The organism is Niabella pedocola (genome assembly GCF_021044425.1).
Lineage (GTDB): Bacteria > Bacteroidota > Bacteroidia > Chitinophagales > Chitinophagaceae > Niabella > Niabella pedocola.
The window spans coordinates 425,222-446,722 of sequence record NZ_JAJNEC010000004.1; the positions used below are offsets into that span (position 1 = coordinate 425,222).

12 protein-coding genes are annotated in these 21,501 nt (G+C 47.3%); all 12 read right to left on the bottom strand.

What is annotated here, in order from left to right; all coding sequences use genetic code 11:
• Positions 1-16: 16 nt before the first annotated feature.
• The 12 genes from LQ567_RS05730 to LQ567_RS05785 all read right to left on the bottom strand — a co-directional run bounded on the left by LQ567_RS05730 (position 17) and on the right by LQ567_RS05785 (position 21,215).
• Positions 17-1,063 (bottom strand): DUF5007 domain-containing protein, encoded by a 1,047-nt coding sequence (locus LQ567_RS05730; RefSeq protein ID WP_231003157.1) that lies wholly within the window; start codon positions 1,061-1,063, stop codon positions 17-19.
• Between the two features lie 19 nt (positions 1,064-1,082).
• Entirely contained in the window at positions 1,083-2,258 is a 1,176-nt protein-coding gene (locus tag LQ567_RS05735; protein WP_231003158.1) for a discoidin domain-containing protein, read from the bottom strand.
• An 11-nt stretch (positions 2,259-2,269) separates the two neighbouring features.
• The gene (locus LQ567_RS05740; protein WP_231003159.1) at positions 2,270-3,886 is read right to left on the bottom strand and encodes a RagB/SusD family nutrient uptake outer membrane protein; all 1,617 of its coding nucleotides are present in this window, start codon (positions 3,884-3,886) and stop codon (positions 2,270-2,272) included.
• A gap of 20 nt (positions 3,887-3,906) precedes the next feature.
• The gene (locus LQ567_RS05745) at positions 3,907-6,891 is read right to left on the bottom strand and encodes a SusC/RagA family TonB-linked outer membrane protein (protein WP_231003160.1); all 2,985 of its coding nucleotides are present in this window, start codon (positions 6,889-6,891) and stop codon (positions 3,907-3,909) included.
• Positions 6,892-7,755: 864 nt separating this feature from the next.
• Complete coding sequence (locus LQ567_RS05750) at positions 7,756-8,949, bottom strand: aldose epimerase family protein (protein WP_231003161.1); 1,194 nt, start codon at positions 8,947-8,949, stop codon at positions 7,756-7,758.
• Positions 8,950-9,000: 51 nt separating this feature from the next.
• Entirely contained in the window at positions 9,001-11,028 is a 2,028-nt protein-coding gene (locus LQ567_RS05755) for a beta-L-arabinofuranosidase domain-containing protein (RefSeq protein WP_231003162.1), read from the bottom strand.
• A 52-nt stretch (positions 11,029-11,080) separates the two neighbouring features.
• The gene (locus tag LQ567_RS05760; protein WP_231003163.1) at positions 11,081-13,123 is read right to left on the bottom strand and encodes a family 43 glycosylhydrolase; all 2,043 of its coding nucleotides are present in this window, start codon (positions 13,121-13,123) and stop codon (positions 11,081-11,083) included.
• Between the two features lies 1 nt (position 13,124).
• Positions 13,125-14,174, bottom strand: coding sequence for a glycoside hydrolase family 43 protein (locus LQ567_RS05765; RefSeq protein ID WP_231003164.1), 1,050 nt, complete (start codon positions 14,172-14,174; stop codon positions 13,125-13,127).
• Entirely contained in the window at positions 14,174-15,121 is a 948-nt protein-coding gene (locus LQ567_RS05770) for a glycoside hydrolase family 43 protein (RefSeq protein ID WP_231003165.1), read from the bottom strand. Before LQ567_RS05770 ends, LQ567_RS05765 begins: the two co-directional genes overlap by 1 nt.
• 162 nt (positions 15,122-15,283) lie before the next feature.
• The gene (locus tag LQ567_RS05775) at positions 15,284-16,459 is read right to left on the bottom strand and encodes a cellulase family glycosylhydrolase (protein ID WP_231003166.1); all 1,176 of its coding nucleotides are present in this window, start codon (positions 16,457-16,459) and stop codon (positions 15,284-15,286) included.
• A gap of 145 nt (positions 16,460-16,604) precedes the next feature.
• The gene (locus tag LQ567_RS05780) at positions 16,605-18,131 is read right to left on the bottom strand and encodes a RagB/SusD family nutrient uptake outer membrane protein (RefSeq protein ID WP_231003167.1); all 1,527 of its coding nucleotides are present in this window, start codon (positions 18,129-18,131) and stop codon (positions 16,605-16,607) included.
• Between the two features lie 63 nt (positions 18,132-18,194).
• The gene (locus tag LQ567_RS05785) at positions 18,195-21,215 is read right to left on the bottom strand and encodes a SusC/RagA family TonB-linked outer membrane protein (protein WP_231003168.1); all 3,021 of its coding nucleotides are present in this window, start codon (positions 21,213-21,215) and stop codon (positions 18,195-18,197) included.
• Positions 21,216-21,501: the final 286 nt, after the last annotated feature.

Here is a 21,501-nt window from a genome sequence, read left to right on the forward strand (position 1 = left end):
ATTTTCTATAAGCAGATTAATCATTCGTGAATTTGGGAGACGTGTTCTTAAAGTGGAAGGCAATCTCCCAATCTCCTTTTTGATAAATGGCGAAATTAAACCCGAGACTTGCGGTTACCCCAAAGCCACCGGGGCCCAGGCGGTAGTACGCAAACTTCACCGCTGCCCGGCTTCCGTTTCCGTTTGTGAAAGGGGTAGCAATCGGTGCCAGCGGTATCGGATAAGCCACGGTATACTTCACCTCTGTATCGGTCAGTTTCATATCGAAGCCATGTACCAGCCGGTCCCATTGCGTTTGATTAAATAATTTAGGATTGATGGGTGCATACGCAGAGTCCAGGAACTTAAACGTAAGCGTGTTGCCCGGCCCTCCTACCAGTTTATTAAAGTATACATCCACTTCTCCGGCAGACATTGCCACATTATCCTTGCTTCTTGCAAAGTTGAGCAATGAAATACCACTGGTACCGGCATTTAATGCAGGACCGGAGGCCATACCGGTATTCAGATCATAGTTATGCGGATCATGGGGTATCGGTTTATAGGGAATAAAGCGCAGGTTGTAAAAATAACGGGTAGCACCGCTATTCGATACCTTCACATCAAACACATAGCCGGAATCCGGCCGGGTGATCAGTTTCGATGTATTTACATCGCCCCATACCACCACGTCTCCCGACCCTTTGCGCATTTCGAAAATGCGGTGATTTTCGATGGTACGCTTGGCCTCAATTTCGGCCATTGAAGTTTCGTATCCGGTATAGGATCCGGCGCCGGTGGTTTTCCATACGGTAACCGGATAAATATCATCGGTCAGCTCCGGAGCAGGCTCTCCGTTAAATCTGCGCATGTTTACTATTTCAAACTCCAGCGGCAATGTAGACTGACCATAGCTGAAGGGATTTCTGGCGATATAATTCCGCCCAAGGATGGGTGAAAAATTGGTCGACAAAAATGTTGCCGCCCGGTCGATCGTATCCAGTTGACGGGGGAGCTGCTTTTTACAGGACTGCCCTGCCACCAGCATCAGCACTACTACAGCCGTTAAAAAAATTCTGTTCATAATAGATTAAAAAAAGAAATTAATAAAGCATCCAGATTTCATCGAGGTTGGAATAGGGCCGGTCGGTATAAAGTCTTCCGGAAAACACCTGGTTTACCACAAACCGGAAATACCTTGCTTCTACCTTGGGCGTAAAGTAAAATTTATGCGGCAGCTTGATCGTAGAACCATCCGGAGGATACGAGAAGCGTTGTCTTGTCCATACCGAAGAGTCTGCAAGATTGGCTCCCTCGGGCGCAAATTCCACAGTAAAATCCACCGGCGAACCGTCGTGTCCTCCATCTTTACGGCACTGGATCGTAACACCACCGATCAAAAGCGTTTTCTTCATATCAACCGTAAAAAACAACGGCAATGGCGGTGGATTTGAAGTAAGGGTATGCCAGCGGGTATCGCCGTCATTATCCAGGGCATGTGCCACTGTACCTCCCCATGAACCGAGGTACTGCGAATGCCAGGCGATGGGCGTCCATCCCGTTCTGTCCCAGGCCGGTTCCAGTAATTTATCGGTAAAGCTGGCAAAGCCAAATTCATGGTTTTGTGTTAACGTGTGTACCAGTGCATTGCTGGTTTGTACCGCCGCGATGGTACTGGTTAATGCAGATTTCCAGAAGCGGTTGAAAATGGAATTGTTCATGTCGCTGAGCTCAATTACCTTGGGACCATCCTTGATGGCACCCACCGCATTTTGCTGCACCGCTCTAAGATTCATATCATAGCCGAGGATCGAAGGTGAACGGAATCCGATACTGGAAGGTTCCAGTTCTTCATATGTATATACCTTATTGAAAATATAACGGGCGATCAGTTTTTCCAGTCCCAGGTAATGGAACATACCTGAATCCGGCCGGCTTAAATTATTCGGAGAAAAATACAACGGGGCACTGTCCAGTTTGGCACGTTCCCGGTTAAAGTTCGTAACCGCCACCTGAAAGGCCGCATTGGGAATGGCGAATACGGTCATGGAACCCGGAGAAGACAATAAGGTTACAAAATGCGGAAAGCGCTTGATCACCACCACCATTGAGTCATACACGCCCTTCTGGCTTTCCAGGTATTGCAACACTGTACCGTTATACTGAACGGTTTCTGTTCCCTGTGATTTATAATAGGGACTGCCTCCTTTGTTACAACCGGAGCCCAGTGAAAGCAGTACCAACAGGAGCACTGTTGCAGATAAGATTTGCTTTTTCATATTGATTCCAATTACCGTTTCCAATAAGAATTTTGTTCAATCAACGGGTTTTTACTAATGATCTCCTGGTCGATCGGCCAATAGATCCCCCCCTCGTCCAACAACTTGTTAAACTCCGGATTATTACGGGCCAACCGGTTATAACGAACCTGGTCGTACCACCAGCTTCCTTCCCCGGCCAGCTCTACCCGGCGCTCACGGAAAATATTATAGAGGATGCCTCCTTCCATGCTGGCCTCCGTTGGCTGCAGGTTAAATCCAGCACGAGTTTGGCTTGGCCGGGCGTAGAAAAAGCCGGGAGAGTTGCGGGGCTCGCGAACATCATTTAACCGGTCAAAGGCAGACCGCATATCCCCCAGTACATAATTGGCTTCCGCCATCAGCAGCAGGTTGTCTTCCCAACGGTAAATGGGAATTGCAGAACCATAGATCGGGAAATTGCTGGAGCCTGTGGCAATATTTTTGAATTTGGCAAAGATGGGAATGTTACCATAGTAATTGGCAAAATAGATATCCTCGTAGTTACCAAATTCAGACTGGAACGGATGGCGCACATCACCCACATAATGGAACCAGCGTGCGATGGTATCCCGGGGTACATAAATATCGGGCTTGGAACGCACCACGTAAGGACTCGCCAGCGTAAGCGATTCAATGTGCCCCACACCACTGGGGCCAGACTCCCGGTTGTTCATATTATAAGGGAACGCTATCATCTGATAACAGAGATTCCCCTTTATACCATTACTATAGAATAAGCTGTTTCTGCCAGCCAGGTATCCTCTTGAGTTGTTATAGCTGATGAGCCCCGAGCGTGCAGCTGCGGCATTGGAATTAATTTCCGTGGTTATCGTAAGTACGGAGCGGTAATCCCCCGTCCAGGCATACATATGGGCCAGCAATCCCAGACACTGGTAATAGCCCCAGAATGCGTTGCCCCAGTTTGACCAGGTTTGACCGTAATACGAGCCATCATAATTCAGCTTGGATTTATCGTCGCCGCCATACTCCGTGGGAAGGCTGTCTTTATATTGCTTAAGCTCGCGGATACAAAAATCCATTACCTGGTCCTGGGGTGTACGTGCTACCTGAACCGTTTCCCCGTTCTTGGATGCGGCCGTGATCAGCGGCACATCGCCCCAGATCCGCACAATATAGAAGTACAGGAACGAACGCAGCATATGGGCCTGTGCAATATCCACCTTACAGTTCATATCGGAATAGCGCAGATCTACCTTACAACGTTCTGCATTTTCAATAAAGGTGTTACAGGCATCGATGGCTGCATAAAAACGGCGCCAGTTCGTTAATTGCTTGATCTGGGTATAGCCCTTATTCAGCTCATTTTTAATGATGGCATCCAGGTAGTTTCCGCTGGATGTTGCCACAAAGTCGCCCTTTCGCAGATCACCATACATCCAGTGACCATTGTTCTCCGCCAATGCAGCGCGGGACAATCCATATAGTGCTACCAACCCATTGCGGGCATCATCATATGACTGCCACATTTTTGTAGCGGATTCGGCCGATGAAACCGCAGTATCCAGTTTCTTGTTGCAACCGAATGCTGCCAGCAATATCATGCCGGACAATAACAGGATCGTTTGCTTTGGATATTTAATAACCATAACTCAATGCATCTTTTTATTTAAAAGTCCAGTTTCAATCCAATAATAAAAGATTTGGGAATAGGCAGGCTTCTGCCGTTATAATATCCCATATAATCCACCTGCTCCGGATCGCCACCTGAAAACGAAGAAATGGTGAACAGGTTCGAAGCCGTAACATATATCAGCGCCTTGTTAAATTTCGCCCTGGAGAAATAAGGAATACTTGAGCAATCATAGCCCAGGGTAAGCGCACGCAATTTTACATAGCTGGCATTTTCCAGGAAAAGGTCCTGATCTAACCGGTATGGAATGGTACTGCTCCAGGGATTGTACAACGGGTAGTCGTTATAGTCAAACGTTTTTTGCCAGAACGTAACCTCTTTGATATAGCTGATATCCCTTGAGTTTTCGTTGTTGATAAAATCGAGCTTACCGGAGGTTTGCCGGTTGAGCAGCTTATGCCCGAATGCCATATAAAACTGGAAGTCGAGTGTAAACCGTTTGTAGGTCAGGTTACTTCCCAATCCGCCGGTATATACCGGCAGGGCATTTCCTTTCAGCACTTTATCATTTTCGTCGATGGTTCCATCGTTGTTATTATCCGCCCATAGTGCATCGCCCGGTGAAAAGTTGATCAGTCCGCTAAACGTAAGCGGGTCGTAGGTTCCGTTCAGGTTCAGCTTGCCCTTCGGAATCTCGCTTTCGTTATTGATGATACCCTTATTTTCATACACCCAGTAAGCATCCACAGGTTTGCCTACTTCAATTTTCTTATTGCCAAAAACCAGGGAGTTAAGACCATACGGCAGCTGTAACAGTTTGTTCTTATTCCAGGAGAAATTACCGAACAGGTTCCAGCCAAAATCTTTTTGACGCTTTATGATCTCTGCATTCAGTGTAAAGTTCAGCCCGCTGTTCTGCACGGTCATCCCCTGTACGTATTTATAAGAGAACCCGTTTTCCGCCGGCATGCTTGTAGGCACCACCAGGTTCTTATTTTTATTGTTATAATAATCCAGTCCGAACAAAATGCGGTTCTGGTACAAACCGATTTCTGTTCCGATATTGGTACGCACGCTAAACGGCCAGTTGTAATATTCATTTACCCAGCCAAAAGAATAGGGCTGTGAAAGTCCGGCCAAACCAGCATAACTACCCAGTGTCGGCTCGTCGGAATAACCCAGATCTACCCGGTATTGCGGACCGATCTTGAAACGGTTATCCGCTAACAGGTTGCCGAATTGTCCCCAGGATCCTTTTAATACCATGGTGCTTAGCACTTCGCTTTTTACCAATTCATGCACGTTGAAGCGGGCGCTTGCCACAGGCGTAAACAGCCAGCGTGCATATTCCGAAAAATTGGAGTACCCGTCATAACGGCCAACAAAATCCAGGTCCAGCAGCTTTTTAAATGAATAACCGATCCGGCCATACAATGAAGAAAGATTGGTCTTTGTTTTATCGGTAAATGGATAACCGAATATATCATTCCGGTTAAGGAAATTCCGGCCGTCACCGGAAAGATAGGTTTCCTTGATCTTTATAAAATCGTTCGGTGTGTTGTAGGCCACCACATAGTCGTACTTGATGAAGTCAGATACATAACTCTGACCGGCTTCCAAACGAATTTCCTGGGCGTTATTATTCAGGGGCAATGAATATTTAATGGTATTCATGATCGTAAACCGCTGGTTGAAACCGGTATAAACAGATCCAAAGTTGTTATTATCCATCAGGGCCTTACCATAAAACACATCGCGTAATGATTCCTCGTAATCTGCAGCCAGCCGGGTATTCAGCTCCAGCCGGTTAAATTTTGCCCGGGCATTAAACGACCCAAAGAAGGAGTTGTTGATATTATCATCTACGGAGCCCTCGTATTTTCTTAAAAACCGGTTGTAGGCATCTACATTCGGTGCCAGCGGGTTGGCAAGATCCGGAACAAATCTTGTTTCAGCAAAGCGGTCTCTCAGGCTGCGGTTACGATCCCGGTCCATGCGGGTAGCGTTTACGTTACCGGATATGGTCAACCATTTAGCCGGTAACATATTAATGCCGAAAACGATATTATACCGGTTCAATGAAGTTGCATCAAAATTCTGGTCCTTTGTTTTGCTGATGTTGAACATGAAGTTGGCGCGGTCCATCCCTCCCAGCAACCCTACTCCAATATAGTGCACCGGTTTAGCCTTGTAGTAAGTATCTGTCCAGTCGGAAGGTCCGTAAAAATTAGGATCCAGCGTGTTGGCCACGTATAACGGCTTGTTCTGTATCTGGTCCAGCGTGGCATACTTTTGATAATAGCGGTCCCGGAACTCGTTTTCATACTGACTGTTAATGCTGTATACAGAAGGTCTTTTCAGGATACCGAAGTAGGTATCCACATTAATTTTCCGGAAACCCGACTGCGCATTTTTGGTGGTGATCCAGATGGCACCATTACTGGCAATGGGTCCCAGTACAGCCAGATCCGAGGGCGTTTTTAATACTTCTATCTTTTCAATATTGTTCACATCAAGTGCAGCGAGCACATTGGTACCGGACCCAATGCTGTTAAAGTCGTAACGCTGTATGTTATAGGTTAAGGCGCTTTGCTGTACCAGCGGTACTCCGTTTACGAACACGGCCGGCTGCTGTGCAATCAGATCCTGCTTGTTGAATATCGGCATATTCAATCCGCGGATATGCATAAACTGTTCCGTTCCCGGTTCGCCGCTTTCTTCATTCACATATAGTCCTGCGGCATTTCCCTTGAGGTATTGCTGTACACTGATAAAGGGCGCTTTTTTTATAGCAGACAGGTTGATCAATGTGAGCAACGAGGTGCTATCACTAAGCCCCGGATGATTGGAACGTTTTAATTCCTGATTGAACTTCTGAGTGGCCGCTACCTTCAATATAGAATCCTGCTTCTCGGCATCGGAGAGCGTATCGACCTGGGCCAGCCCATTTAACGTTATTCCCAGCAGCAAAAAAACAATCAATTGCCTTCCGCAGTGTATAAACAGCTTTTTCAATTGCATACTAAACAGTTAATCAATTCAGAAAGAAATCTATTTTTTATATTCACGCTTACATTATCAAGTTCCGGCTTCGCAGAAAGCGTTTGTTTCGGAACAGTCAATACAAAGCCTATCCAATCGTTTCAAATGCCTTCGCATTTATAAACAAAAGTTTATTTACCAAATAAATGCCCCTTAGAGCGAGAAAAAATACACAAGTAAGCGTTCGTCAATATTCCCAATTCGTTCTGTTAAGCCTCACAAACACCTCACGAGTCGTTTCAAATACATTTAAAAATGTTTATTTCATTTAACAGATTTCAAATATATAAGACTAAAATGTATTCAGCAAAACTTATTTAAAGTTTTTTATAATAATTTTTTTGTTAAAATACAATTAATAAATCCTTAATGTTAAAGTAAAATAAACTCGTTTGGCCGTAAATCTTCTTTAAAAAAATACATCAACTTATTAAAACTTAATTAAAAAAGAGCAATTGCGGTTTTTTGCTGCCTCTTGTTTCAAAATATTTTGGTTGCTTTCTTTATAAAAAACAGAGCGAAATTTCCGCAAGAAATGAAACCATTCGCAATATTTCCGAAACCTGTTCAGCAACGAAAACGTTTGCGGTTGGGTCTTGGTGGGGGAATGTATATTCCCCGTCTTCTGAAGTTCCCATGCCTGCTTCATGTTCCTTTCAAAAGGATCACTGATGTTACCGTCATCCCCGTTATTAAACGGTCGTTGCTTACACAGCGTTTGCTCGCCTGCTTCACTATACGATGGCAGTAATGACCATCCTTGCATGTAAGCGGCTATAAATAAAAGAGACCGTCCTGTTGGGGACGGCCTCCTATTTATACATCTTATAATAATGATGCAGCTTATGGTTTTACTGAAAATTTATAATAAGAAACGGTATGATAGGTTGCACCTGGCTTTAACACTACACTTGGAAATGCAGGCTGGTTCGGTGAATCGGGGAAGTGCTGCGTCTCCGCGCAAAAAGCACCACGGTGAATATCTTTTGCACCGGACTTCAACGTGTTCTTGCCTTCATTAAAGTTTCCGCTGTAAAATTGCAGGCCCGGCTCCTGGGTATAGATATCCATTACCACGCCCGACTGGTCGCCGGTGAAGGTAGCCGCATGGGTTAAGCCGTAGGCGCCCTTGGTTCCGTTTAATACATAGTTATGATCATAGCCCCTGCCGTATTTCAGTTGCACATTATCGGCCCCGATGCGGGCGCCAATGGCTTCCGGTTTTGTAAAATCAAAAGGCGTACCGGCTACGGGCTCCAGCTTGCCGGTAGGGATCAGTGTTGAATCTACCGGTGTGTATTTATCCGCATAGATCTGAGCCGTGTGCTTCAGGATATCACCGCTGCCCTCACCATTGAGGTTAAAGTACGCATGATTGGTAAGATTCACAACGGTGTTCTTACTGGTTTGAGCACTATAATCCATTTTTATCGCGTTATCTGAAGTAACACTGTACGTTACTTTTACCTTCAGCTCACCCGGGAATCCTTCCTCCATATCGGGACTGGTATAGCTTAACTCCAGTGTAGTGTCGTTGGGCTGAACGGCATCCCATACCACGTACTGGAATCCTTTCTTACCCCCGTGCAGGCTGTTGGGCCCGTTGTTGGACGCCAGGGTATATTCCTGTCCATCCAGCTTAAAACGTGCATGTGCTATACGGTTGCCATAGCGGCCGATCGTAGCACCCAGATAGGCTTCTGTTGCTTTTTGATAGCCTTCCGCGCTGCTGAGCCCTATCACCACATCGGTAGGTTTCCCCGACTTGTCGGGCACCCAAAGTCCTACGATACGGCCTCCGTAACTGGTAATGGCCACGCGCATTCCGTTGTTATTTTTTAAGGTATACAACCCGGTTTTCTTTCCGTCGATGGTTGTTTCAAAGTTTGCGGGGCTCAGTGCCGAAGCGCTATCGGTTCCGGCTACCGCGGCACTGTCGGTGCCTCCCTGCGCACCTTCCTTATTTTCCGGGCTCTTGCAGGAAAGGATGCCTGCGGCCATTAACGAAAAGGTTACCATTTTAAGCGTTTGATTCATGTGTATCATTTTCAATTTTGTTTTTGAATATTTAAATTTACAGATCCTTTTTTAAGGTACCACCGGAAATGCCACAACCCTTAAACGGGTAAATCCATACGGGATCAACGTAAGCGGTACTTCTTCTGCAGCCACTGTTCCTTTGTAAATACCTTCCCGGTCAGATACCGGCTGATCGGCTACTTTTCCTTTATCGGCACGCCAGGCCGGTATTTGCTTACCGGTAACCGTGATGGCAACCGGCGCCATGCCCTGTACCCATTTAAAATCCTTACCCAATGGTTGTTCTGTTACTTTTAATTCCGAAGGGCGTTCGATGCTCTTCTTTAATAATCCATAGTTCCAGGGATCTTTTGTCGTTAATGTTTCATAGGGACCTTCAGCCGCCTCGGTATCTGTAGCTATCTGTTCCTGCAATTTCAATGCATATACCAGGGGGCCCCGTTCGATGGTTCTCGAATTGCGCCCCCAATTGCTCACTTGGATAGTCATGGGTAGTTTAAGCCGCACCACATCGCCGGTCTTCCAGGTCCGGCGCAGGGTTACCAGCCCCTGGTGTACATCCGGCTGTTGCCGCCGGTTGTTGATCCAAAGTTCCGGCTGCTGACACCAGGATGGAATCCGCAGTAAAAAAGGAAAAGATACAGCCGTTCCCGTCTTTACTTCAAACAGGATCTCATCGCTGAACGGATAGGTGGTTTTTTCGGTGATCGTTACAGACCGGGAGCCGACGGTAGTGGTTAATTCACTGGGCGCATACACCAACGCGGCAATCCCATCCTGTGCTGTTTTATGCCAGAGGTTACCGGCAAACTTGGGCCAGCCCTGGTGCATATTTGCCAGACAGCAACTGTACCCGCTGCGGGCACCAAATACGTTGTTCATCTGGCGGTCGAAGGGCAGTGAAAAATCATATACTCCCCGCTCCACGGCCACCTGGTTGGCGATCTGGAAATATTGTTTGTTGTTAAAGTCGGCTGTGGTTTGCGGTGGAAACGCATTAAAGGTCATCCGCTCCAGGGCATCTGCAAACTTCAGGTCGCCGGTAATTGAAAGCGCTTCTTCCATAGAGAACATCGTTTCTACAATTGCGCATAACTCCGTACCCTGTGTAGGCAGGTTGCCGTGCAGGTCTTCATCGGCCGAAAAGATACCGTTGGGCAGGCCGTGCAACAGCATGATGTCTTTCCAGCCGGTGTTCAGTATATCAATATATTTTTTATTGCCGGTCCGTTCATAGTTGAGCGCCGGTTCTTTAATGGCCATCCCTACATTTACGCCATGACGGGTCATCCAGGCCTTGTTATTCTGAAATGCCGCCGCATGCATTACCCAGTCGCGCCCGCCAAACATAGAACTCCATGGCAAGGACTGGTCCCGGATCAGCGCCGCCAATTGCAACAGGAACGGTTCTTTGGTAACCTGGTACAACCATTGTGCAACCAGCATGTTTTCAGATCCGCGGGATACCGCCCACTCCGTCCACTTCGAAAGCGGCGCATTTTTTAATGCCGCTTCCTGGTAGCGGAAATAACGCAGCATAAACGGCAGTACCCTTTTGTCCTTAGTGGCACTGTAGTATTGCTGCATTACTTTTAGCATAACCATTTTGGGCCACCAGTCTTCGCCTTTACCGGCTTCTTCGGGGGTGATCGCTTTTCCTGTTTCCCGCTCGTATGTTGTAAGCGGACCAAAATATCCGGAAGGCCGCTGATGTTCCAATGTCCAGTTAATGTACTTCAGCACCTTTGCTTTTAACAGCGGATCGTTCAGCAGGTAGGCCACCGGAACCGCACCGTCTAACCAATAAGGTGTTTCCTCCCACCCGTCGCCTTTTCCTCCCAGCCATCCATTATCCTTCTTTATCTTATCATGTGTTTCATCCAGATGCCCGGTCGAATTCGAGGCCACGGTTTTAAGCTGATCCAGCAGCCAGCCTGCGGGCTTTACGGCCCCGATATCAAAGGGCTGGTAGATACGCGGCACATACCGGATGCTTTCCGCCGGTGCCTGCTGCTGTGCCCGGACTGCCGGCGTTAAAAACAATAAAACAATACCGTAAAACGTATGTAAACGCATGCGCAATCATTAATAAAGGTTAAATATACAATAAATCAATCCCCCGGAAGCGTTACAAATTACCGCTTTTCCCGATGCTGCCAAACCGGATCTTTATATCGTGGCCTCCGCCGGCTCTTTTCCTTGATGTTACGATACCGACCGTATGTGCATCAAACTGATACATACTTTGCCACAACGTTTGCGTCCAGTCGGTTTGAAAAGGTACCGGATGCGTCCAGGGCATAGGCTGTTTTTTCCAGCTGCGGCCATTGTCGCTGCTCACCGTTACAACGCCCAGGTTAGAGGCAAGGAGCAGGCTCCCATCCGTAAGCGCCAATATATACGGCGCGGCCTTTTGTTCGGGCGCTTTGGTTCCCAGTCCTTCATCCCAGCGGAGACCATCGGCACTTGTTTTATAATAGATGCCGCAATCCTCCGGGCCACAAACTTCGTATACAGCCATGTAGTTTCCATTTTGCATCCGGTCTACAACCGGCATACCGGGCCTCGATTGCGGATGGCCGGGTGTATGCGCTACCCATATTTCCATTCCCCAGGTTTTGCCATAATCTTCTGATACTTTTTGTGCAATGATCTGGCTATAAGACGGAGACTCCGTAACATGTTTTTCGCTGGCATACATCACCGCCAGCCGGCCGTCTTTTAAAAAATAAAAATGAGGTTCGTAAATGCCTTTATCCGGTTTTCCCAATGCACCCGGGGCGCCTTCGTTGGTATCAATGATGCTTAGCAGCTGCCAGCTTTTTCCATTATCACGGCTCTTGTATACGGGCAACCGGTATGACTCCTGCCAGCGCACGGAACGGCCTGCCAGCAACACCGCTCCGTCCGGCAAGCGGATCATCTGCGCATTGTCCAGATCCCTTCCCGGGTCCGTGATCCAGCCGACCGGCTTCCAGGTTTTTCCCCGGTTACGGCTTTCTGCAATTTCCAGTTCCAGTCCTCCCCGGGGATCATTGCGGTAGCCTTTATTGCGCAATACCGTGTAGGCCGCCAGCCAGCGGCCTTTTTCAAGCTGTAACAACCTGGGGTATTGTGCTCCATAGTTGGGCAACTCCTCCCCCGATGCATTTTTCCGGTAGCCGGTACTAACGGTTACACTATCCGTCCATCGTATTGAAACAGTGGGAACGCGCTGTTTTACTACCACGGGCCATCCGTTCCGGTATTCAATCCGGTCGATATACATGATCCGCCCATACCGCTTTTGATCAAATGCATCTTTTGGTATTGCATGGTAGGCGATCCATTTTTTTCCGTTCCGGTCTTTGATGATTGAGTTATGACCGGGCGCAATGATATCGTCTTCGCTTTTAAGGATCACACTGCTTTTGTTGGCAGCCACCGTTCCCAGGCGTGTATACGGGCCCTGAATATTCCTGGAGCGGGCCACCATTACCGCATAATGCGCATTTACGCCACAGCAATTATCCCCGGAATAATACAGGTAATAGTAACCGTCATTATAATCGATCCAGGCACCTTCCACCAGTCTTCCATAATCTTTGTCGGCCCCTGCCTGTATCAAAGCACGGTCGGCGGATCCTTTTGCAAAGGCCGTCATCGATGGATCCATTTCGCGGATCCGCAACGGCTGAAAGCCCGATCCCCAAACCATGTAAAATTTTCCGGATCGCGGATCCCGGATCACCATCGGGTCGATCGCCTCAAATTCGGGACGCACGATCAACGGTGTTCCCGAATCTTTAAAAGGACCCTCCGGCCGGTCGGCAAAGGCCACACCAATCGCCTTGCCCGCAGCGGTGTCCACGGTTTCTGCGGAATAAAACAGTACATATTTCTTCAGGCGTTCGTTATACAATACATGCGGCGCCCAGAAGTCCTTATAGCCCCATACCGGTTTTTCCGGTAATGCATCCCCGATGATCTTCCAGTTTTCCAGGTTTTCGGAAACCGCCACCTGTATATGAAAGAATTTTCCTGCCGGACCAGAGTTGGTTGCATACGCATAATACTTTCCATCGGCAGCAATCACCGTGGGATCCGGGAAGTCTGTATGAATCACCGCCCGGCGTTGGGCACCGGCCTGCAGCCAACACACCACCACCAGGAAACAAAGTACTTTTTTCATATTATTTCTTTTTCGAGGGCTCCGGTAACGAATTGCTTGTTGGCAATGGACGGCCGAAATCCGGTGTACCATCTTTACGCCAGGTAAAGCGTTGTGCCCGCGGAGAGCGGTGTCCGCCGCATCCCTGCCCGGGTTGCGGGTTGGCATGATACAGGATCCAGTCTTCCTTACCATCCGGCGATTTGAAGAATGAGTTATGCCCCGCAGCATACACGCCATTTTCTGGAGCGGCTTTAAATACGGGCTCAGGACTCTTTACCCAATGGTTCCGGTCGAGAAGATTTTTATTATTTGTAAGGGTTAACATACCCAGCGTATAATTTTCCGTCCAGCAGCCGCTTGCCGAATACACAATAAAAATACGGTCGTTACGGATCAGGAATTGCGGTCCCTCATTTACATACACATGATCGGGTGTTTCGCCCCTCAGGTATCCGTATTTTTCCCATTTGTGTTCGGGTTCCGAGATCAGCACCCGCTCGCCTTCTATCGTCCAGGGGTTGCTCATTTTTGCGATATAAATATTCTGCTGGCCATTGGTATCACCCGCCCATCCGGACCAGATCATGTACAGCTGCCCCTTATATTCAAATACATCTCCGTCAATGGCCCATTTATCTGTGGGATCCGCCACTTTCCCTTTAAACACCCATTCCCCCTGCATAGGATCAGCAGCACTGTTTTCGAGCACATACATCCGGTGGTTGTGATTGTTGCCGTCATCGGCCGCAAAGTACATATACCATTTGCCGCGCAGGAACAGGATCTCCGGCGCCCACAGCTCTTTTGAATACCGGGTATTGCGCGGGGGTGTCCAGATGATCTTTTGCTCCGCATTTTTCAGATCGGAAAGATTCCTGGTCTTCCATAACACCAACCGGTTCTGTGCGGTGTGGGTATAGTAGTAATAGCCATCTTTATAAAAGCTATAAGGATCGGCCCCGGAAGGTAACAAGGGATTGGTAAACGTGTGTACAGCGGTAGTGGTTCTGGAACCGGTACACCCGGCCATCATTACCACAAAAAAGAAAAAAGAAAGAATTCGGTTCATTATTGAAGATTTAAAAATCGGAATGTTTCTGGATCAGCGGCGATGGTTCCATTGTTATTGCGGGGCAGTACCACCTGTATGATCGCTGTTTTACGGGGGCCTACCCGCGTTGCGGAGAAATGCGTATGCAATACATATTGCCAGTTGCCTTTTTTATCTTTAAAAAGGTCGCCATGCCCGGAGCCATTAAACCCTGTATTTTTTTTTGAGATGATCGGATTGCCATCCTCCTTCTTCCAGGGACCTGCCGGAGCCGTGCTTGTTGCCACTCCGATTGCATAGTCCGGATTCCGGAAGTCGTTTGCCGAGTAAAGCATATAATAGCGCTTCCCTTTTTTAAAAACAGTAGGACCTTCTGTAACCCCCCATTTTGCAGCCGCCGTATTTTCCCAGGGCTCTGCGGCGTGCACACATTCCCTGGCGGTGGCCTCCTTTATGTGCTGCAACGTTGCATCCATTTCCGCAACAAAGATCCGGTTACCCTCCTGCAACCGTACATGGTACAGGTATATATGGCCGTTATCAAAAAATACAAAGGGGTCGATCATCCGTACCGGCGCGTCCAGAGGTTTTACTTCCTTTTGCTTAAAGGGCCCCAGCGGATGATCAGCTACCGCAATGGCGATATGTTCATTTGCCGTATAGGCCATATAAAAATGGCCGTTATAGGCAAATACCTGGGGCGCCCAAAATCCCCTGGTGCCAAACGCCTCACCGGGTGTAAGTACCTGGCCGGCGGCCTTCCAGGTACGCAGGTCCGTGGACGTATAGGCTGTAAAGCCTTTATCGGCATTATGCCCGTTGGTGCCATAGAGGTAGTATACCCCTTTATGATAAAAGATCGTGGGGTCCGCCACCAGCGGGTTGGGGGCCTCCGGTGCCTGACCGGCAGCATCAAAGCGCAGCACCGTCAGGCAGATCAGAAAACTTAAAAAATAGGAATACACTTGTTACGGGTTTGATGGTTCAAAATACGAAAACGGCAGCTTCCAAAAAACAGGTTTTTATGGCGATTGCCTCAAGGCCCCGTGACCGGATCCCCGTTCATGACAACACATAAACGGGGATCCGGTCACGGGAATAACCACTCGGTTTTTTATCGTATCGCGCTATTGCTTTCCGGTCATTGATTTTATAAAGGCTACTTCCTCCTGTTTATAAGGCGTACCATCTTTCCGGAAAATATCATGGAACCACAGCGGCGGTTCACCGGTATAGGTTTTTGTCCAGCTATCCCATGGATAAATGGTTTGCGATTTACCGTCTACAAATCCCCAGTTGATCATGGCTACCTTATACTCCTTACCAATAGGCAACGAGCTCTGGAACGTACTCTTGTTGGGGCGCGCCATATACTCGGTGCACCACATGGGTTTATTGTATCTTTTCAGCTGGTTGATTTTTTTACGAAGCGTAACCGAATCATCATAGCAATGAAAAGAAACGATATCTGATTCCTCAAGTTGCAGCCGCTCAAGAGGCTTCAGCGTACTGTCGGCCTCCCAGTTGCCGGCCCAAACACCGGAAGTAAGGGGCTGCGAAGGATTGGCGCTACGGGCCCATTCAAAGGTCTTTTTCAGCAATGGCAGTACTAACGCTACTTTATTGGGGATCTCTACTTTTTCATAGGATGCGCCGGTCATATTGTCTGGTTCGTTCCAAACATCCCAGGCAATGATCCGCTGATCATTAGCAAATTTACCTACGATGGATTTCACGTATTGTTCCAGTGCCGGATATTGGGTAGAATCTTTCAGCACCGCCTGACCCGGACTTTGCATCCATCCGGAGTTATGGGTAAAAGGCTTGGGATCTCTTTGTTTACCGGCTTTTGGAAAGGGATCCCAGCAGGAATCGAAAATCGTAAACAGTATTTTTATTTTATGACGGTCGGCAATTTCAAGAAATTTGTTGATCCGGTCATAAAACCCCTGTTCATCATTTTTAAACACCAGGTCGTGCAGGTACACCCGCATCACGTTCATACCTATGGAAGCGGCCAGGCCCAGCTCCTTATCGATGGTGGCCGTGTCGAATGTTTCAGCCTGCCACATCTCCAGCTGGTTAATAGCCGTACTGGGTAAGAAATTGGCGCCTACATACCAGGGCTGTGTAGCATACCAATCGTTGGCCTGCTGTGCGCTCCATATGGCTCTGGCAGCAACCGGTTCTTCACTTTCATCGCCGCCTCCGGCTTCCGGATTGTTACAGGAAGCGAACAGCAGGGCTGCGGCCACCCATACCATTGTTTTTTTCATCACGTGTCTGAGATTCAACTTTTTCATAATGCACTATGGTTTTATATAATTGTTTTATTGCTGAAGCACCTATTCATTTTCCGATGGACTACCGTACTGCCCCAAATTTCTGGAATTGTTCCCGGATCAACGGCAGGACTACAGACGTTCTTTTCAACAGTTCCTGCGTTCATCAATAGCCGGCATTCTGTTTCAGGTTGGGATTATTCAACACTTCTGTTTGCGGTATCGGCAGGCGTATATGTTTACCCACAGTAAAGTTTTTAAAATCCGGATCCCGCTGTGCTACCACATCCACCTTCTGCTGTGATTCCAGATCGCCCCAGCGTTTCAGATCAGCCCAGCGTACGCTTTCGCCGCAAAGCTCCAGGGCGCGCTCCATCTTTAACCGGTCGCGAAAATTATCTTTACTTAAAACAGCAGCAGGGTACGCCGTAGCCAGTGGCGCCATTTTTGACCGGGCTCTCACCTGGTCTACATAGGGCACCGCGGCAACTGTTTGCCCCAGTTCATTCAACACTTCGGCGTACATCAATAAAATATCTGCATAACGTACCAGCCGGTTATTCACCTCTGAATAATAATCCTCATTATTCCGATAATAATCTCTCGAATATTTTTTAAACCAGGCCTCATCGGCTCCCCATTCCCAGCTGCGGCCGTATATCTTATCACCGAAATCTTTTTCCTGGTCCGGATAAAACAGCGAATAACGGAGCCGCGGATCGATCTGGTTATCGGTTGTTTTCTCCTTTTTAAACTCCTGTACCAGCCAGAAACGGGCCTGTCCATCGGACCAGCCGATACCTCTTGGAGCAAAGAACTGGGTACGATTGCTTCCCATATTGGCATTTACACCATCGCCTTCCCCGGTCTTGTTAGCATCAGAAAACTGGATCTCAAATATCGACTCTGCGTTATTTTCCTGTGTTGCCCGGAAGTTCTCTTTAAAGTCCACCATCTGGTACAAACCCTTTCCTTCACCTGTAAAGAAATAATCCAGGGCGGTTTTTGCCTCAGCCCACTTATGTTGCTGCATATACATCCGCGCCAGGTAAGCATTTACCGCTCCTTTGGTAGGACGCCCCACATTCGGATTATCCCAGGTTACCGGAAGGTCCGGCAAAGCCTCATTAAGATCTCTTTCAACCTGTGTCCACACATCGGCTAATGTACCGGCAGGTGGTGTATATCCCGGATCATCCAGATGCGGATCGGTTATTACAGGCATATTTTCCCAAAGCAATGCACCATAAAAATAATAAAAGGCTCTAAAAAATTTTGCCTGAGCCAGAATCGCGGCCTTTTTCTTTTCATCCGCGAAAGGGATATCTGGAACAAATTTCAATACCTGGTTGGCACGGAAGATGGCCTTGTATGTATCTTTCCAGGTGTTCCCGTTGCCTTCAAAAAAATTATAATTAACATAGTTAAAACGCGTCCAGTCTGCCAGCTCCACCCAGGGGCTTTTACTCATGCCCTCGTCTGAGGTCAGATCCAGCCTGAAATAGATCCAGCGGTTCCAGCCGCCGTTCTGGTAGAACATGGCATAAATCGCATTCACACCTTTCTGGGCGTCGTCTTCGGTTTTCCAGAATTGGGAAACCGGCATTGCATTCGGGTTTAACTGATCCAACACTGATTTACTACAGGAGGTCAGTGACAGCACAATCAGTATAACTAATAAGCTCTTTTTCATCGGAATATTTTTTTGTAGTTACCGGTCTTTTATATACCGGAATAGTACTTAACTCAGATTGTCTCAAAAACCAAAATTTAATCCCACAGAGAACATTTTCAGATTTGGATACGCACCAAAATCGTATCCTCTTTCATAAATATTTGCATTGTTAAATTCAGGATCCAACCCGGTATATTTGGTAATAGTGATCAGATTCTGACCGGAAACAGATAATTGCGCATTGGTAAACCCGATCTTTGTGAGCCATTCTTTCGGCAGATCATATGAAAGGCTGATCAGTTTTAGCCGGGCAAAAGAACCACTTTCCAGCCACCGGTCAATATCACCCCTCGAATTTAAAGTGGATGCATATAAAGCTCTAGGTGTATTTGTATTCGGATTTTCAGGTGTCCAGGGCTGTATGCCTTTGCGATAGTTTGCGTTATCAGAGAACCCGTCCATTGCAATGCGCGGGCCATTGATTACTTTGGCGCCAAAAGAGCCAAACCAGTCCATTGTAAGTGAAAAGCCATTATAAGAGCCAAACAAATTAAGCCCTGTTTCAAATTTAGGCCATGCATGTCCCATATCCATTTTATCGCTGTTCGTAATCTGTCCGTCATCATTCAAGTCCACAAACCGGAGATCGCCGGGTTTGGCATTCGGTTGTATCAGCTGGCCTTTTGAATTTTTATAATTATTCACTTCGTTCTGTGTTTGGAAAATCCCATCTGTTTTTAACAGATACCATAATCCTAAAGGTTGCCCAACGGTAGTACGGGTCAGTCCCGTAAACAAATCATTTCCCTGGTAACCGAGCTTCAGCACTTTATTGCGTACGGCTGTAAAGTTCAGTGTACCACCATAATTAAAGGCATTTGCATTTCCCCGATATGTAAGGGCAAGTTCAAGACCGCTGTTTTGCAGCGAAAGGGCATTTACCAGCGGGTTGCCCCCGTCGTTTCCGGTTGTCATTAATATGGGAGCGCCGTAAAGTACATCACGGGTTTTTGCAATAAAATAATCCCCGGTCAGCGATAATTTGTTGTTCAGAAAAGACACATCAAATCCATAGTTCTGCTGCTCCAACGTTTCCCAGCGAAGATCCGGATTGGTGAGCTTTACCTGTGTTCCAAGATGCTCTATATGCTGATCCCTTCCCATGGCGATGGTCGGGAATGTATTGATCACGGGGAAAGGGTCATAATACCCGATGTTGGAACTACCCAATGTACCATAGTTTGCTCTTAACTTTAGATCACTGATCCAGCTTACGTTGAAGAATTTTTCCCCACTAATGCGCCATGCAGCAGATATAGATGGGAAATAACCGGTTTTATGGCCGGTACCCAGCCTGGATGTTCCATCATAACGCAATACGCCGTTTATCAGGTAGCGGTTATCATAAGCATATTCTACACGGCCAAAGTAAGAAATCAGATCCGCTTCCTGCCGGTAGCCGCCCAGTTGTCCCCCATCGCCCTGATCCAATACATCATAGTAATGCCCCGATGCATCCTGTACAATATTGCGTTTTGAACCCCATATCTGCGCATAGGTTTGTTTCTGGAACGATTGACCTAAAATAGCAGAGACATCATGTTTCCCATACTTTTCTTTAAAAGCGAGTGTATTTTCAACCAATTTGTTTTCATACGAAGCCCGGTTTTCATTTGCAATGGATGGATCATAAGACTGGTTCAGTGTCCAGAAGCCATCTTTTTTCAAATATTTATAATGGTCCCTGCTCGTTTCATATCCCAGGTTCAGCCGGTACTTTAAAAACGATGTAAATTTCAACTCGCTCCACAGATTACCTCTTACGCGGAAGTTGTCAACGCCTGAATTAACAATATTGGCGATTGCCAGCGGATTGGTTCCAAAGGTTCTTGCTTTTTGTTCGTCTCCATACCCATATCCTCCCGGATGGGTGTTATCATATACCGGTATCGTAGGCAGCAGGCGGTACACATCTACCACCGGGTTTCCCTGCATGTCAGCCACATTGGCATTGCTAATCGCCAGGTTTTCTCCGATACTAAAAATACCTTTTGAGCCCTGTGTATTTACACGCAGATTATACCGGTCAAATTTGGTACCGATTACTGTTCCTTTATTTCCAAAATATCCGCCGGAAACATAATAAGAACCACTGTTGCCGCCACCGGAGAAACTCATGTTCAGATCTTTCGCTGATCCGGTACGAAATGCAACATCCTGCCAGTCTGTATTAACGGTACTATCCAGTTTTTGCCGCGAAACACCTGCATTATCATAGGCCTGATAATTCAGCTTCATGAACTCCGGTGTTTCCATCAGATCATACAACGGCATTTTCTGAACGGTATACCGGGCCGATGCCTGGATCTGCATAGGTCCGCTTTTGCCCTGCTTTGTGGTAATGATGATCACGCCATTTGCTGCTCTGGACCCGTAAATCGCAGCGGCCGACGCATCTTTCAGAATCTGGATGGACTGGATATCAAAACTGTTAAAATCCCGGTTGGCATCCGTGATCAACCCGTCTATCACATAAAGCGGATTGGTTCCTGTGAGATTTTTCGCACCCCGTATCTGTATGAGCGCCTCCGCACCTGGTTGTCCGCCGCCTCTGACCCGGATACCGGTGGTCAGCCCCTGCAATGCTTCGGCTACAGTTGTAGATTGCCGCTTTAATACATCTGCAGCCTTCACCACAGAAACGGCCCCGGTCAGGTCTTTTTTCAATTGCGTTCCATAGCCCACTACTACTACTTCATTGAGATCGGTAGCAGCGGCCCTCAGTACCACATTAATTTCAGAACGGTTCTGTACGGGTACTTCCTGGGAGGCATAGCCGACACTGGAAACCACGAGCGTGCCGTTCCCTCCGACCGTAATTCTGTACATCCCATTTTCGCCGGCTACCGTTGCAATCGATGTTCCTTTTACAGAGATACTGGCACCGGTAAGCGCAGTTCCCCGCTCGTCGGTGACCGTACCTGTAACCGTTTGTTCATTCTGTGCGCTTACTACATTGAATAGGGTGCAAAGAAAAAAGAAAGTCGATAGATACCATTTGCAATGGACGCGACACAATGGCCTTTTAGATCTATATTTCATATAGCATAAAATTTAACAATCTGCGTGCTCCAAAAGTAGGCTACCACTGAGGCGATTCCGTGCTATTTTGTCTCAATCTTTCATCAAATTGTATCAGGGGCCGGTTTTGTTTACATACTAAATACTAAGGATTAAATTCTAAATTCTAAGGGCCAAATTCTAAGTACTAAATACTAAAAATCAAAATCCCAAAAAACAAAATTTGGGATCTACGTCCGGGCGTTGTATTTGAAATCTAAAAACTGAACGCTGATTGCTGATAACCAAAAACACGGAATAAGAAATT